The organism is Rathayibacter sp. AY1F2 (genome assembly GCF_002930885.1).
Taxonomy (GTDB): Bacteria; Actinomycetota; Actinomycetes; order Actinomycetales; family Microbacteriaceae; genus Rathayibacter.
In genome coordinates this window covers 1-15,112 of record NZ_PSVG01000015.1, presented here as the reverse complement: position 1 = coordinate 15,112, position 15,112 = coordinate 1, and the positions used below count along the sequence as shown (strand labels likewise).

The window sequence follows — 15,112 nt, the reverse complement described above, 5'->3', positions numbered from 1 at the left end:
CCGGCAACGGGGCTCGGCCGGTTCCCAGCGTCGAGGGGCCGGGACCGGGGCGGGGCCGAGGCGGGATGAGGCCGGGGGCCGGAGCCGAGGCCGCCGTCGAGGGGGTGAGGGCGCGGCGGGCGCCGTGGTAGACCGGGCGCATGGACCCGATAGCGGCACTCGAGGAGATCGCCGCACTGCTCGAGCGGGAGCGGGCCTCCCGCTACCGGGCGAAGGCGTTCCGCCGGGCGGCCGCGGTGCTGGAGGGGATGGCGTCCGCCGAGCGGGACGACCTCGCCCTCGTGCGGCGGGCCTCCGGGATCGGCGACACGACCTTCACGGTGATCGAGCAGGCGCGGTCGGGCCGGGTGCCCGACTACCTCGCGGAGCTGCGCGGCTCGGCTCCTCCGCCCGCGAGCGCGCTGCGGGGACGGCTGCGCGGCGACCTCCACAGCCACAGCGAGTGGTCCGACGGGGCGACGCCCGTCCTCGCGATGGTGGACGCGGCCCGCGCGCTCGGCCACGAGTACCTGGCGCTCACCGACCACTCGCCGCGGCTCCGTGTCGCCCACGGTCTCAGCGCGGAGCGGCTGGAGGAGCAGCTGGCCCATCTCGCGGGCCTCGACACCGGGACCCTGCGGCTGCTCAGCGGGATCGAGGTCGACGTCCTCGAGGACGGCGCGCTCGACCAGACGGACGAGCTGCTGGACCGCCTCGACGTGGTCGTCGCGAGCGCCCACTCGAAGCTGCGGCTGCCCTCCCGCGAGATGACCGCCCGGCTGGTCGCGGCGGCCTCGGATCCGCGGACCGACGTCCTCGGCCACGTCACGGGGCGGCTGGTGTCGGGCGAGCGCGGCACCCGCCCGCCGTCGACCTTCGACGCCCGGGCCGTGTTCCGGGCGTGCGCCGACCACTCCACCGCGGTCGAGATCAACGCCCGCCCCGAGCGCGAGGACCCGCCGGACGAGCTGATCGCGCTCGCGCTCGAGGAGGGCTGCCTGTTCTCGATCGACAGCGACGCGCACGCTCCGGGCCAGCTGGGCCTGCTCGACTACGGAGCCGAGCGGGCGGAGCGGCTCGGCGTCCCGGAGGAGCGGATCGTGACCACCTGGCCGGTCGAGCGGCTCCTGGAGTGGACCCGCGGCTGAGGATCCTCGCGCGTTGCGCAAACGAACTGCGGCCATCACCCCCTTGACAGGAGGCCGTACCGCGGGAGGAGATCCGACGCAAGTGGCGAAATCCCAGCCGCCCACGCGGCATGCTCGGTACCGGTCCGCTCCTCCTGGGCCGCTCCAGCGGTCGGGAGTCGCGCTCCGTCGCACTCTCCGCTCCGACAGACCAGGTGAACCATGGCCACGCAGACCGCTCTCGACGCCGTGCGCGCCGCTCCCACTCTGCTCGAGGCCGTCCGGATGGCGGACGAGCTGACGGTCGCCGCGGTGAGCGACGGTGGTGGCCGCGCGGTGCGCCTGCTCACCCGCGCAGCCCTGGACCCCTCGGACCAGCTCACTGCGATCGCGGCCGTGCACTCGCTCGCGCAGGTCTTCGACGAGGAGGCCGACCTCGCGCTGCTGATGCTGCTCGAGGACGAGCGCCCGTACCTCCGCGAGCACGCCGCCTGGGCCTTCGGCGGGCGCCTGCCCCGCCCCGCCGCGCTCGGACCGCTGCTGCGCCTGGTCCGCGACGGCGGCTTCTCGGGCATGCTCGCGCAGCGCACCGTCCTGCTCTGGGCCTCCTCGACCCCCGACCTCGTCGCCGTCGCGCTCGAGGGCGCGCTGCTCGGCGAGCGCGAAGCGGCGGCCCGGGCACGGCTCGTCGAGACCCTGGGCCTCGTGCCCGGCACGATCGCCGAGCGCACCCTCCTGCACGTGGCCGCCGATCGCGCGGAGGGGCTGGAGGCGCGGGCCGCCGCGACGGACGCGCTCGGCGAGCGCGGCTCCGACGACGCCGAGCTCCTGCTCACCGGCCTGGCCGAGGAGGCGGCGCCCATCGGGCCCCTCGCCCGGCTCGCCCTCGGCGACCTCGCCCCCGCACCGGCCGTGGAGGCAGGGCCGACGGTCGCGCAGCTCTTCGTCCACGCCGACATCGACGGCACCCTGACGCGGGTGGGCGCCGGCGACAACGGCGGCATCGCGACCCTGCTGGTGCGCCTGGGCGACTCGCTCGTCGAGCAGGAGGGCATCGACCGGGTGCTCACGCTCTCGCGCGGGACTCCGGCCGAGGCCGAGCGCGCGCTCGGCGAGCTGCCCGACTCCGGCCACGGCTTCGCTCCGGTCCCGTTCGTGGGGCCGCCCGTGGCCATGCCTCAGGCGTGGAGCCGTCGCATCGCCGCCGAGCGCGGCATCCGCCGGATCCTGCGCGCGGCCGGCCGGGTCGACGTGCTGCACCTGCGCATGGCGGACGTCGGATCCCTCGCGGCGGCCGCGGTCGCCCGGGAGCTCGAGATCCCCGTCGTGTTCACCCTCGCTCCGGACCCGCACGCCCTGATCGCGGGCCTGGACGCCTCCGGCGCCCTCACCCGCGCGGACTTCGGTGAGCGCGACGCCGCCGAGCACTTCTGGTTCCGCGTGCGCCTGGTGCAGCGCCTGGCCGCCGACGCCGCGCACACCGTCCTGTTCCCGCGGGAGGAGCTGGCGGCGACCATCCGCGAGCTGATCGGCGTCGACATCACCGCGCACCCGGAGCGGCACACGATCGTCCCGGAGGGGATCGACGTCGGCCTGGTCGAGCGCGGCGAGGCGGCCGCACGGGCCTCCGCCGCCGGTGAGCCGGTCGCGCTGGACGAGGGCGGGGACCTGGCCTCGCTCGACCTCCTGCTGGAGGAGCTGCCCGAGCACCGCCGCGGCCTCCCGCTGCTGCTCAGCGTGGGCCGCCTGCACCGGGTGAAGGGGATGGCGGCGCTCGCCGAGGCCTGGGCGTCCGACCCCTCGCTCCGGGAGCGCGCCAACCTGCTCCTGGTCGGCGGCGACCTCGCCGACCCGAGCCCCGACGAACGTGAGCAGCTCGACCGCGTCCGCGCCGTCGCGTCCGACGGGCTGCTCCTGGCCGGCCACCGCCCGAACGGGACCGTGGCCCGCTGGCTCGGCGCGATCCGGCACGGCCGACCGGGGCTCTCTGCTCCGGGAGGCGCCTACGTCTGCGCGAGCGTCAAGGAGGAGTTCGGCATCGCCCTCCTCGAGGCGCTCTCCGCAGGACTGGTCGTCGTCGCTCCGGCGACAGGCGGGCCCGCGACCTACGTCGAGGAGGGGGAGACCGGCTTCCTGGTCGACACCGCCGACCCCGCGGCACTCGCCGCCGGCGCCGCCGCCGCACTGGATCTCGCAGGAGGGCCTCTCGGCGAGCACGCCGCGGCCCGCGGGCGTGCGATGGTCGCCGAGCGCTACACGGTGCAGGCCATGGCTCATGCCCTCTCGGGCGTCTACGCGCACGCGACCGCGGACCAGGAGCGTCCCCTCCGCTCGCCGCTCGTGCTGGGGGCCTCGTGACCCTGCTGATCATCAGCCCCGACTACGCGTCGCACCTGCTGCCGCTGGCGACCCTCGGCACGGCGTGGCAGGAGGCGGGCGAGCGCGTCGTCGTGGCCACCGGCGACGCGACGCGCTCCATCGTGGACGGCTTCGGATTCGAGCACATCGCGCTCCGGCTGGGGCGCGGCTCCAACCCGGGCACGATCCGCGCGGAGGAGCAGGCGCCCGACGAGGGCGCGTCCCTCCGCGGCTTCTTCGACGCCACCCGGCGCGGGATGGTCCCGACCCTCGCCTACCAGGCGCGGGAGCGGCTCACCGACCTGCTCTGGGATCCGGCCGGCGTCGCCGCGCGCCTGCGCGTGATCCTCGACGAGGTGCAGCCCGACGCGATCGTGGTCGACCACCTCGCCTTCACCGCGCGCGTGGCGCTGAAGGCACTCCGCGTGCCCTACGGCGACGTCGTGCTCGGCCACCCCAGCGCGCTCACGGTGCCCGGCGAAGTCTACGGCTTCCCCCCGGTCTGGCCGGACGCCTTCGCTCCGGAGCCCGACGACCTCGATGCGCTCCGCGCCCTCTGCGAGCAGGTGCGCGACTCCTTCACCGCGGAGTGGAACGCCGCCCTCACCACCCTCGACCCCGGGGCGGCGCCCAGCGCCGACGCCTTCGCCGAGAGCGGCGACGTCCTGCTGCTCAACTACCCGGGCGAGCTCCACGACTCGGCCCGCACCGCTCAGCTGCCGCCGCACGCGTTCCTCGGCTCCGCCGTCCGCGAGGAGCCCGACGACGCGGAGGTCGAGGAGTGGCTCGCCGCGTCCGACGATCCGGTCGTCTACGTGAGCTTCGGCAGCTTCCTCTCGGTGCGCGACGACGTGCTCGCCCGGGTCGTCGAGGCCCTGGCCTGCGTCGAGGTCGGGGGCAGGCCCGTCCGCGTGGCTCTCGCCTCCGGCGCGACCGAGCGCTCGGCCCTGGGCGAGATCCCCGAGGGCTGGCTGGTCCGCGGCTTCCTGCCGCAGGTCGCGCTCCTGCGCCGGGCCGCGCTCGCGGTCAGCCACGGCGGCAACAACAGCGTCACGGAGGCGATGACCGCGGGCGTGCCGCTCGTCGTCCTGCCGTTCTCGACGGACCAGTTCGCGGGGGCGGCCGCGCTCGAGGACGCCGGGTTCGCCGCCGTGCTCGACCCCAACGCCGCATCCGCGGGACAGCTCGCGGAGGCTGCGCGGCGGATGCTCGCACTCGACGCTCCCGCCCGGGAACGGCTGACGGCGCTCGCCGAGGGCCTCGCCCGCGAGACGGGGCCGCAACGGGCCCTCTCCGCCCTGAGCGGAGCGACAGTCCAGCGCTAGCCTGGGCCGATGGTCGAGCCGACACCCCAGGACGCGCCCCTGCGCGCCGAGCGGGACGCTGGGCGGGCGGAGCCGATGCTGGGCGCTCTCGGTGCGTTCGGGCGCTTCGAGGGGATCGTCCCTCCGCTGTTCGAGGCGGCCGTGCGGATCCTGCACCCCTCCGACGACCCGCCCCGGCGCTGGCGCGAGGTCGCCGAGCGGGAGGGGACGCTCCTGCATCCGCTCGCGCAGTGGTACTCGCTCACCGGCGAGCATCCCGACGAGTACCCGGAGCCCCGCCTCGGAGTGCTCCCGCTCGACGAGCTCGCGGCCGTCGCCGCCGTGCTCGCGGAGCACACGAGCACCCCCGACGACTGCCTCGCCGTGTTCTGGGAGGGGTTCGGCGTGCTGAGCGGCGGGTCGCGGATCCTGATCTCCCGCTCGGACGCCTCGGAGGAGCTGCCCGAGTGGATGAGCGACACCCGGCCGACCGGCTGGGAGCACCCCGAGACCGCCGCCGCGGCGACGGTCGAGCTGCCGGGGCGGGAGGGGCCTCTGCTCTCGCTCGACGTCAGGGTGCTCGAGGACACCGCGTGGGCGCGCGCGGCGGGCTTCGCCGACGCCTCCGGGCTCGTCGTGCAGACTCCGCTCGCGCTCTGGCCGGAGGACCGGGCCTGGTACCTCGCGAGCGAGGTCGACTTCGACTCGACGCTGATCGGCGGCTCGCGCGCCCTCGTCGACGACCTGCTGCGGCTCTCCGCCGCGGGGCGCATCGAGGCGCTCCTCCTGCCGGATCAGGTGGACCTCACGAGCACCGGTGACCGGCTCAACCCGAGGCGGCGGTGACGGGGTGAGCGACGAGGACGACGAGCGCTGGCTCGTGGTGAAGGGCCGCCGATGGCGGCGCACCGACCCCTCGCTGCCGGAGGACGTGGTCGCCGTCCTCACCTCGCACCTCGGGCGCGGGCGCTCGGGAGTGCGCTCGGCCAGGATGCACGAGGACGCGGAGGCGGAGGCGCTGGCGCGCAGGAGGGTCGGGCTCGCCAAGCACGGGCTGGGCGAGCGCGGACCGGCATGGTGGGACGAGCCCGAGGCCGATCGGCTCGAGCGCGCCCGCGAGGCGCTGCGGGCGCTCGAGGAGCTCGACGCTCCGGAGGACTGACTCGGCTTCTGCATCCCCCGAGCGTGCTCGTCGGGCGAGGCGGGCGGGGAGTGCCCGAGCGGATCCGGGGAGAGCGCGCGGAACCGCGGCCTGTGGAGGAGGACCGCCCCCGCGGAGGCCGCCGACCGAGGCCGCCCGCCGAGGCCGCGAGCCGGGCCCGCCCGCCCCTAGCGGAACCTCACCACGAAGCCGTCCTCCGGCCCGGTCGGGAAGCTCTGCAGGCTCACGCGCAGATCCTGCCCGTCCTCGACGTCGTACGGGTGCCCCGCGGCCAGGAGCTCCAGCGCCGCGGACAGCAGGTCGACGGTCGCCGGCTCGCCCGGGCACCGGTGGTCGCCTCCGTAGTGCCCGCCGCCCTGGGCGATGAAGCCGTTGCGGTCGACCGGCGACCGGAACCGCTCCGGATCGAAGCGGCCCGGCACCTCCCAGTGCGAGCCGTGGTCCGTCGCGTAGAGGTCGAGCAGCATCCACTGCCCCGCGGGAAGCGTCTCGCCGCGGAAGTCCAGCTCCCGGCGGGCCCTTCCTCCGACCATCGGGAAGAACGGGTAGAAGCGCCGCACCTCGTTCGCGAACGCGACGCGCTCCTCCTGGTCGGCGAGCCGCTCGCGCCACTCCGGATGCCGGTGCAGCGCGAGCGCCGCCAGCACCACGAAGCGCCCCACCGCGACCGTGGGCCGCAGCACGTTGATCAGCTCCACCGCGGCGACCTCGACGGGCAGGAGGCCGCCGTCCTCCTTCTCGTGCGCGATCCGGTGCAGGGGAGTCGGGGAGGGTCCGGCCGTCCGGCTCGCCTCGATCAGGCCGCGCGCCCATCGCTCGGTCGAGCGGCGGCGGAGCCGCGCGGCCCAGTTGGGCGGGCCGAAGCGCCCGGCGTTGTCGATCATCGCCCGGAGCTCGTCCGTGCGCCGCAGCACCTCCTCCTCGTCGGCCTCGATGCCGGCCCACGACAGGACCGCGCGGCCCAGGACCTCCGCGGCGACGTCCTGGAGGCGGACCCGCTCGCCCGTCAGCCGGGCGGCGGACGCCTGCCACTCCCGCGCGAAGGCCGAGACCAGCCTCGACCGCTGCTCGGGCGTCTCCACCAGATCCAGGAACATGCGCTTCCGCCTCCGGTGCGGCTCGTCCTCGAGGGTCTGCACGCTGCCCTCGTCCTGCAGGAGGTGCAGCACGGAGCCGGGCAGCGCGCCCTCGCGGTCGAAGCGCCCGCCCTCGTAGAAGAAGCGCGCCGCCTCGATGCCGCGCGCCATGATCACGGGCCGTCCGAGGATCCGGGTGCGGAACGCGTCCGAGCCCACGTCGTCGAAGCGCCGCGTCCCGAAGAGGTAGCCGTCGGCGAGGACGGCCGCGCTGCTGTCGATCGCGGGGAGGACGGGGATCGAGGCGGCGATCAGCCGGCCGATCCCTCGGTGTCGTCGCCCTCGGCCTGCGAGGGCTTGTCGACGCCCGCGTCGTCGACGTGGTCGTGGTTCTGCGGGTTCTCCTGCGGCTGCTCGGTCCGGTCGGTCATGGTGCTCCTCTCGCGTCGGCGCGGTGCGCGCCTCGCGGCCACGGTAGGAAGAGCGCGGCGGACCCGGGTACCCCGTTGACTCGCGGGGGAGGGGCGGGCAGACTCCACCGCCCTCAGCGCCTCCGCAGGAGGACCGGCGCGGTCGCCCAGACCACGGCGAGCAGCAGCAGCACGCCTCCGCCCGCCCAGAGGCCCGCCGGCCCGCCCAGCACGACGTCGAACACGAAGCCCACGACTCCGACGAACAGCAGCGATCCCGCCGCGAGGCACACCGTGACCACCCGGTTGCCGAACCGCACCAGCTCGGCCTTCCTCCGCCGCTGGAACAGCAGCCGGTGGGCGATGACGGGCGCCAGCGCCAGGATCGTGACGCACGCGGCGAGCAGGACGAGCACGAGGTAGAGCGCCACGTCGGGCGGCGCGAGGTCGGCGAAGCGCTGCTGGAAGCACAGCGTCAGCAGGAAGCCGCCCAGGATCTGCGTGCCGGTCTGCACGACCCGCAGCTCCTGCAGGATCTCGTTCCAGTTGCGGTCGGATCGCTCCTCCACCGTCTCGTCGCGACCGGAGTCGGGGGCGGAGGGGTCGACGGGTCGGTCGCTCATGGGACGAGGGTAGAGCTCAGGCGAGCAGGGACTCCGCCAGCGAGATCGCCCCGCGCACCCCGGACTCGTCGCCGAGGGCCGGGCGCACGATGCGGATCCGCCCGCCGCCCGTCCCCGTCGCTCCGGGCGCGCCCATCAGCCGCTCGACCTCGGCCTCGACCGCGGGGACGAGCCCCGGCGTCTTCGACACGCCTCCGCCGACGACCGCGAGCCGCACGCCCGCGACGTAGGCGAGCGTCGTGACCAGCTGCGCGAGGTAGTAGGAGCTGAAGCGGAGGTTCGCGGCCGCCTCCTCGGTGCCGAGGCGGGAGCCGTCGACGCCCCAGCGCGCCGAGATCGCGGGACCGGCGACCAGGCCCTCGAGGCAGTCGCCGTGGAACGGGCAGGTGCCGGCGAAGCCGTCCTCGGGGTGGCGGCGGGGCAGCAGGTGCGCGACCTCGGGCCAGCCGCTGCCGGCGAGGAGCCGTCCGCCCGCGATCACGCCGCCGCCGACTCCGGTGCCGACGGTCAGGTAGACGAAGTCGTCGACTCCGGCCCCGGCGCCCCAGCGGGCCTCGCCCAGGGCGGCTCCGTTGACGTCGGTGACCAGCGCGAGCCGGGCGCCCGGTGCGGCCGCGCCGATCGGGCCGAGAACGTCGGTGCCCTCCCAGCCGAGCTTCGGCGTGGAGGTGAGGTGCCCATAGGTCGGCGAGCCGGGGTCGATGTCGAGCGGGCCGAAGGAGGCGACGCCGACCGCGGCGACGGTGCCGTCGACTCCGTGGCCGCTGACGAAGCCGGCCAGATCGGCGAGAGTCTCGGCGGGCCCGCGGGTCGGCAGGGTCGTCGTCGCGAGGATCCGCTCGGGATCAGCGGCGTCGGCGACCGCCGCGACGACCTTCGTGCCCCCGGTCTCGATGCCGACGAGGAGGGGACGGTCGGCGGTGGCGCTCATGGATCTCCAGGGCTCGTGCGGTGCGTCTCGGGTCTCAGCAGGCGGACAGCGAGCGCACCTGCGCCGACAGGGTCAGGGGGCTGCCGAGGAGCAGCACCTGATCGAGGTCGTGGCCCTGCATCTTCACACGGGTGCTGCGCGGCAGGCAGGTCGGCTCGCTGAGGTAGAGCGGGGCGCCCTGCTTCGCGGCGACCGGGCCGACGGCCAGCGCGTCGGCGAAGCCGGTGGCGGTCGCGAGGTAGACGGTGTCGCCCAGCTCGGACGGCGGGAAGACGTCGTTGAGGTGTCGGCTGGTGTCGTGGCGGTCCGTCCCGGCGATGCGCGACACGGTGTCGGCGATCTTCGCGGCGCGCAGGTCGGCCTCGACGGCGGTCGAGATCGACGGCGCGCCGCCGAGCAGCTGCACGGAGGAGGGGTCGAGTCCGGCGAGGGTGTCGCGGGTCGGCTGGTCGAGGCGCGAGCGGGCGCCGTCGACGAGGAGGACGGGCTCGGCGCGGCGGCCGGCGATCGGCGCGACCGAGAGGGCGTCCGGGAAGTTGGTGCCGGTCGCGACGAAGACGTTCTCGTAGCTGCCGTCGGGGAAGGCGTCCTCGACGATCCGGCGCGAGGTGTCGTAGCGGTCGACGCCCTCGATGCGCTCGGTCGGGATCCCGAGGGCCTTCACCTGCTGGAGCACCGACTCGCTCACGGAGAGGGCGCTGCCGACCACGACGATCCGCTGCGGGGCGAGGCGGCGCAGCTCGGCCGCCACCACGGCGGGCAGGACGCTCGGGTCGGTGAGCAGGAGGGCGCCGCCCTGCTTCGCGGCGGCGGGGCCGGCGCTCAGCGCGTCCGGCCAGTTCGCTCCGCTGGCGAGGTAGACGACGGGGGCGCCGTCGGCGAATCCGGAGGCGGTCACCGCGACAGCGGTCGCGTACCGGTCGGTCCCGGCGAGGCGGGCGACGTCGGAGGAGTAGGCCGACGGGAAGAAGTCGATGCCGCTGCGGCCGCCCGCCGGCACGGTGACGACCGCGCGCTCGTCGAGGCGGGCCAGGCGCGAGAAGTACTGGTCGTCGTAGGCGGGGTACCCCGGCTCCACGAGGCGCAGGAGGTAGTCGCCGGCGGGCAGGGCGAGGTCGCCCGTGTCCCACGCGCGGGCGGCGTCGGGGGCTCCGGTGACGGGGACGGTGTCGAGCAGCGAGTACGTCCCTCCGTCGACCCACCAGGCCTGCACGTCGAAGGAGGGGGAGGAGACGCCCGGGACCGCGTCGGCGGTGACCGATCCGGACAGCTCGGCGGTGCGCAGGAGGGAGATGGCGACGGACTCGTCGGTCCCCCGGGTCGTCCTCGCGGCCTCGGCGACCGGGGTGTCGCCGAACCAGGTCGGGTACCAGTCGTCGCTGCCGATCAGGTTCGCGCGGACGGTGAGGGGCTCGCCGCCGGGAACGGGGAGGGAGAAGTCCGCGCCCGTGTTCGCCTGGGCGACCACGTCCCCTTCGGCGTCCTCGACCTGGACGTAGAAGTACGGGTTCTCGGGGGCGGGGTGCTCCTCGTCGGCGTCGCGGAGCGCGATGGTGCCGGAGAGGACGACCTCGGCGGCCGCCTCCTGCGCGGCGCTCGCGCCCGGGAGATCGGGGGCGGCGACGGCCGGACCGGCGGCGAGGCCGGCCAGCAGGAGAGCGGAGACGCCGATCGCGGCGAGGGGGCGTGCGGGCACGGCGGGCCTTTCGGCAGGATCCGCGGGAGGCCGCGGCGGACACGGTGTCTGAATGCTAGCCGCCGCCCGCCTCCGGGCGAGGGCGGGTGTCGGCGGGATGGGCCCCCGTCCGGGGGACGATGGTGGTGGATTCCCGGGGCCGCCGGAGGAGTCCGCGCGAGCAGGCTCCCCCGGCGGCCCGGGTCGGATCCCCTACTTGACGACCGCTGCGGTGGCGGCGGAGGTGCGCGTCGCCGTCGTGTAGTCGGCCTTCTTGCCGGTGACGGTCACCGTGATCTTCTTCCCCACCGTGGCGCTGGTCGGCTTGTAGGTGGCGGAGGTCGCCCCGGAGATCGCGGTGCCGTTCGCCTTCCACTGGTAGGTGAGGGCCACCGGCGAGGGACCCCACGTGCCCGGCTTGGCGGTCAGGGTGGAGCCGACCTTCGCGGTGCCGGTGATCGTCGGGGTCGCGGCGGAGAGGGTGCCCGCCACCACGGCGCTCGTCTTCGCGGAGGTCTTCGTCACAGCGGTGAATCCGGACTTCGACCCCGTGACCGTCACGGTGATCGTTTTGCCGAGAGTGGCGCCGGTCGGCGTGTACGTCGCGGACGTCGCCCCGCTCAGAGCGGTGCCGTTCGCCTTCCACTGGTAGGCGAGGGCGACGGGGGAGGGACCCCAGGTGCCGGGCTTCGCGGTGAGGGTCGAGCCGACCTTCGCCGTGCCGCTGATGGTCGGCGTCGCGGCGGTGATCGCGCCGCCGGTCACGGCAGCGGTCCCGGAGGAGACCCGCGTGGTCGAGACGTAGCCCGACTTCGAGCCCGTGACGGCGACGGTGATCACCCTGCCCGCGTCGCCCGCGACCGGACGGTACGTGGTGCCGGTCGCCCCGCTGATCGCGGTGCCGTTCGCGCGCCACTGGTACGCGAGTGCCACGGGGGAGGGACCCCAGGTGCCGGCGCTCGCCGTGAGCGTCGAGCCGACCGCGGCGGTGCCGGTGACGGTCGGCGTCGCGGCGGTGAGGGCGGTGCCGCCGATGCGCACGACGGTCGATGCCGCCCCGCTGTCGCCTCCGGCGTTGATCGCGCTGACGCTCATCGTGTAGGTGGCGCCCGCCGCCAGGTGCGTGAACGTGAAGGAGCGGGCGGTGGCGGCGACCGTCGTCGACCACGGACCGGCGCCCGCGTTGTCGACGCCGTTGCGCGAGACGCGGTAGCCGGTGATCGCCGGGTTGCCGGCCGACTCCGGAGGAGACCATGAGATCGTCGCGGATCGCACGCTGTCGTTCGTGGTGCCGGCGACGCGCGTGGGAACGGACGGGGCTTCGTACGGGTCGGCGGTGCGGGTGACCGTTGCCGCTTCGCTGGTGCCGATCGCGTTGATCGCCTGAACGGTGAAGGTGTAGGAGGTGTTCGGGCGGAGGTTCGTGAACGTCTGCGAGCGGCGGTCGGCGGAGACGACGGTCGACCAGGGGCCGCTGCCGGACGAATCGGTGCCGTTGCGGGCTACCCGGTAGCCGGTGATATCGCTACCGCCGTCGTTCCAGGGGGCAGCCCAGGTGACGGTGATCGCGGTGCCCGAGGAGTACCCATCGACGTAGTCGGGCGAGAAAGCCGCCGATGTTCCGGTGCCGAAGGTGACACACGACTCCGGGGAGTGCGAGAAATCAGGAGACTCGTTGTAAGGGCGCTCGCTGAGCGACGCTGCCCACACGCAGAATTTGTACCGCTGGAACGGGGCGATATTCAGGTCGACGGACGTGGCGTCGGCGTCGAGGTAGCTATCGTAATCGGGGTACTGGTCCCAGTCGTACTGCGAGTTCAGGTTGTCGAGGTCGTAGTAGTACCGGTCGAAATTGCAGTCTTCACCACCGGCGGAAGGCCTCTCCCAGCGCGCCGTGGCAAGAGACGAGGTCGGATCTGCCGCGACACTCAGATCGCCCGGCGCGGGGACGTCCCAGAAGTGGTAGAGCGACTCCTCGGCGGGGGCGCTCTGGGTGGAAGAGGCGACCAGAGACTCCCCGTCCGTCCCGCCGGAGTATGGAGCGTTCAGGTCCGAGACGCTGGACACCTCGATGTAGTAGTAGTCCCAGGACCGCGGAAGGTCGAACGTCGATGTCGTGGTACGCCCCGTCTCGATCAGCTTTGCGGAGTAGACGTCACCGTCTTCGTAGTAACCCGAATACTGGCTATACACGTGGATCCGATATCCGGCCGTCGCCGACGCGGACGGCGTCCAGGAGACGGTGACCGCATCGGTGCAGTCGTTGTCGGTCACGGTCACGTTCGTCGGCGCAGCCGGCGAACCCGCGGCCTGGGCCGGGGTCGCGACGAAGAGGGAGAGGAGCAGGGCGAGGAAAAGGGAGACGCTGAGGGTCTTCGTTCGCATGGAGGAGGGCATCCGGATTCGTCGGAGCGAGAAGGCCGACGACTGTCGGGCCGGAGGGATCGTCCCATGCCGCTTATCGCTGCCCTAAGTCCCCCATTCAGGGCGGAATTCGACGGATTCCACAGATGTCATCAGCGCGATGACAAGCGAGGGATAAGGCTCTTCCTCCGAGAGGCGCCGCGTCATCCCTCCGGAAGCCGCCTCAAGGCGAGAGTCGCGGCGGCATCACAGCGCCCCGCGGAAGACCGGCGGTGATTTCCCGCGCCGCACCCACCGTTCACGCGCGTTCCGTGCGCCCCGCGGCGAGAACCGCACGATCGGCGCGTGCAAGACTGGGCGCGAGCGTGCTCCATCCCGTTGCGTCATGCGCGGGGCACGGAGCCACTGGACCCGGTCCGCTCATCCGCATCCTTTCGCAGGAGGACTCGAATGACCGATACCGCCGTGCTCGCCGAGGCACCCGCCCGAACCCCCGTCGCGAAGACGATCCTGATGTGCCGTCCCGAGCACTTCACCGTCGTCTACCGCATCAATCCGTGGATGGACCCGCAGGTCCCCACCGACACCTCCCTCGCCGTCCGGCAGTGGCAGACCCTCCACGACACCTACGCCGACCTCGGCTTCACGATCGAGCTGATCGAGCCCGAGGCCGGACTGCCGGACATGGTCTACGCAGCCAACGGCGGATTCGTGATCGACGGCATCGCCTACGGTGCCTCCTTCACCTACCCCGAGCGCCAGCCCGAGGGCCCGGCGTACATGGACTGGTTCCGCTCGGCCGGCTTCGACGTCCGCGTCCCCGAGGAGGTCAACGAGGGCGAGGGCGACTTCCTCCTCGTCGGCGAGCGGATCCTCGCCGGCACGGGCTTCCGCTCCGCCTCCGACTCGCACGCCGAGGTCGCCCGCGTCTTCGGCCGCGAGGTCGTCACGCTCGAGCTCGTGAACCCGTCGTTCTACCACCTCGACACCGCGATCGCCGTGCTCGACGACACGAACATCGCCTACCTTCCGAGCGCGTTCAGCGAGGAGGGCAACCGCACCCTCCGCGAGCTCTACCCCGACGCGATCCTCGTCTCGGAGGAGGACGCGTCCGTGCTCGGGCTGAACTCCTTCTCCGACGGCCTCAACGTCGTCATCGCGTCCCGTGCGACGGGCTTCGAGCGCCAGCTGCGCGAGCGCGGCTACAACCCGATCGGCGTCGACCTGTCCGAGCTGCTGCTCGGCGGCGGCGGCGTGAAGTGCTGCACGCTCGAGCTGCGCCGCTGACCCACTCCCCGTGGTCGGCGACCAGCAGCGCCGACCCACCCTCCACTGTCCACGATCCGTCGCACTCGACGCCGAGTGCGACGACTCCTGGAGAGTCGATCGTCCCCTCAGGAGGAACGACATGAGCATCACCGACACCGACACCGCCCGCTCCGCCGCCCTCATCGCCGCGGAGGAGGAGCACGCCGCCCACAACTACCACCCGCTGCCCGTCGTCGCGGCCACCGGCGACGGCGCCTGGATCACCGACGTCGAGGGCGTCCGCTACCTCGACTGCCTCGCCGCCTACTCCGCCGTGAACTTCGGCCACTCGCACCCGGTGCTGCTGGAGGCGGCCCGCGAGCAGCTCGGCCGCGTCACCCTGACCAGCCGCGCGTTCCACAACGACCGCCTCGGCCCGTTCGTCACGGCGCTCGCCGCGCTCGCCGGCAAGGACATGGTCCTGCCGATGAACACGGGCGCGGAGGCGGTCGAGTCGGGCATCAAGGTCGCCCGCGCCTGGGGCTACCGGGTCAAGGGCGTCGCTCCGGGCCGGGCGAACATCATCGTCGCGGCGGGCAACTTCCACGGTCGCACGACCACGATCATCTCGTTCAGCGACGACGCGGAGGCGCGCGACGGCTTCGCTCCGTTCACGCCCGGATTCCGCACGGTCCCGTTCGGCGACGCGGAAGCCCTCGAGGCCGCGATCGACGACGACACCGTGGCGGTGCTGATCGAGCCGATCCAGGGCGAGGCGGGCATCGTCGTGCCGCCGGCCGACTACCTCCCGGCCGTCCGCGAGATCACCGCGCGCCGCAACGTCCTCTTCATCGC

General features: G+C 73.9%; 12 protein-coding genes. 7 read left to right on the top strand and 5 right to left on the bottom strand.

Annotated elements, in window-relative coordinates:
- Positions 1-140 precede the first annotated feature (140 nt).
- The 5 genes from C5C54_RS11890 to C5C54_RS11870 all read left to right on the top strand — a co-directional run bounded on the left by C5C54_RS11890 (position 141) and on the right by C5C54_RS11870 (position 5,930).
- A complete protein-coding gene (locus C5C54_RS11890; protein WP_104288429.1) occupies positions 141-1,127 on the top strand; it encodes a PHP domain-containing protein in 987 nt (328 codons plus the stop codon).
- 201 nt (positions 1,128-1,328) lie between these two features.
- Positions 1,329-3,464, top strand: coding sequence for a glycosyltransferase (locus C5C54_RS11885; protein WP_104288428.1), 2,136 nt, complete (start codon positions 1,329-1,331; stop codon positions 3,462-3,464).
- On the top strand, positions 3,461-4,789 hold the full coding sequence (locus C5C54_RS11880; protein ID WP_104288427.1) for a glycosyltransferase: 1,329 nt from the start codon (positions 3,461-3,463) through the stop codon (positions 4,787-4,789). Before C5C54_RS11885 ends, C5C54_RS11880 begins: the two co-directional genes overlap by 4 nt.
- A 9-nt stretch (positions 4,790-4,798) precedes the next feature.
- Positions 4,799-5,614, top strand: a complete 816-nt coding sequence (locus C5C54_RS11875) for a hypothetical protein (protein ID WP_104288426.1) — start codon at positions 4,799-4,801, stop codon at positions 5,612-5,614.
- A gap of 4 nt (positions 5,615-5,618) precedes the next feature.
- The gene (locus C5C54_RS11870) at positions 5,619-5,930 is read left to right on the top strand and encodes a biopolymer transporter Tol (RefSeq protein ID WP_104273215.1); all 312 of its coding nucleotides are present in this window, start codon (positions 5,619-5,621) and stop codon (positions 5,928-5,930) included.
- Between the two features lie 167 nt (positions 5,931-6,097).
- Here the strand turns inward: C5C54_RS11870 and C5C54_RS11865 are convergent, their stop codons facing one another.
- From C5C54_RS11865 to C5C54_RS11845, 5 genes are all read right to left on the bottom strand, one after another.
- The gene (locus C5C54_RS11865; RefSeq protein ID WP_219812196.1) at positions 6,098-7,225 is read right to left on the bottom strand and encodes a cytochrome P450; all 1,128 of its coding nucleotides are present in this window, start codon (positions 7,223-7,225) and stop codon (positions 6,098-6,100) included.
- A 325-nt stretch (positions 7,226-7,550) separates the two neighbouring features.
- On the bottom strand, positions 7,551-8,039 hold the full coding sequence (locus C5C54_RS11860) for a DUF6328 family protein (RefSeq protein ID WP_104223741.1): 489 nt from the start codon (positions 8,037-8,039) through the stop codon (positions 7,551-7,553).
- A 16-nt stretch (positions 8,040-8,055) separates the two neighbouring features.
- Positions 8,056-8,970: an ROK family protein gene (locus C5C54_RS11855; RefSeq protein WP_104247415.1), complete on the bottom strand. Its 915-nt coding sequence runs from the start codon at positions 8,968-8,970 to the stop codon at positions 8,056-8,058.
- 34 nt (positions 8,971-9,004) lie between these two features.
- Positions 9,005-10,666, bottom strand: coding sequence for a cell wall-binding repeat-containing protein (locus C5C54_RS11850; RefSeq protein WP_104288424.1), 1,662 nt, complete (start codon positions 10,664-10,666; stop codon positions 9,005-9,007).
- Between the two features lie 192 nt (positions 10,667-10,858).
- A complete protein-coding gene (locus C5C54_RS11845) occupies positions 10,859-13,030 on the bottom strand; it encodes a fibronectin type III domain-containing protein (RefSeq protein WP_181127885.1) in 2,172 nt (723 codons plus the stop codon).
- Between the two features lie 429 nt (positions 13,031-13,459).
- On the opposite strand from C5C54_RS11845, the gene ddaH reads away from it, so the two are divergent.
- Positions 13,460-14,296 (top strand): dimethylargininase, encoded by an 837-nt coding sequence (gene ddaH, locus C5C54_RS11840; protein WP_104260862.1) that lies wholly within the window; start codon positions 13,460-13,462, stop codon positions 14,294-14,296.
- 121 nt (positions 14,297-14,417) lie between these two features.
- Positions 14,418-15,112, top strand: a 695-nt coding sequence (locus C5C54_RS11835) for an aminotransferase class III-fold pyridoxal phosphate-dependent enzyme (RefSeq protein WP_181127884.1), incomplete at its 3' end; no start/stop codon positions are given.

Excerpts from the sequence above, each read along its gene's own strand:
- C5C54_RS11890 (WP_104288429.1), top strand. The coding sequence starts at position 141 with ATGGACCCGATAGCGGCACTCGAGGAGATCGCCGCACTGCTCGAGCGG.
- C5C54_RS11885 (WP_104288428.1), top strand. The coding sequence starts at position 1,329 with ATGGCCACGCAGACCGCTCTCGACGCCGTGCGCGCCGCTCCCACTCTG.
- C5C54_RS11875 (WP_104288426.1), top strand. The coding sequence starts at position 4,799 with ATGGTCGAGCCGACACCCCAGGACGCGCCCCTGCGCGCCGAGCGGGAC.
- C5C54_RS11860 (WP_104223741.1), bottom strand. The coding sequence starts at position 8,039 with ATGAGCGACCGACCCGTCGACCCCTCCGCCCCCGACTCCGGTCGCGAC.
- C5C54_RS11855 (WP_104247415.1), bottom strand. The coding sequence starts at position 8,970 with ATGAGCGCCACCGCCGACCGTCCCCTCCTCGTCGGCATCGAGACCGGG.
- C5C54_RS11845 (WP_181127885.1), bottom strand. The coding sequence starts at position 13,030 with ATGCGAACGAAGACCCTCAGCGTCTCCCTTTTCCTCGCCCTGCTCCTC.
- ddaH (WP_104260862.1), top strand. The coding sequence starts at position 13,460 with ATGACCGATACCGCCGTGCTCGCCGAGGCACCCGCCCGAACCCCCGTC.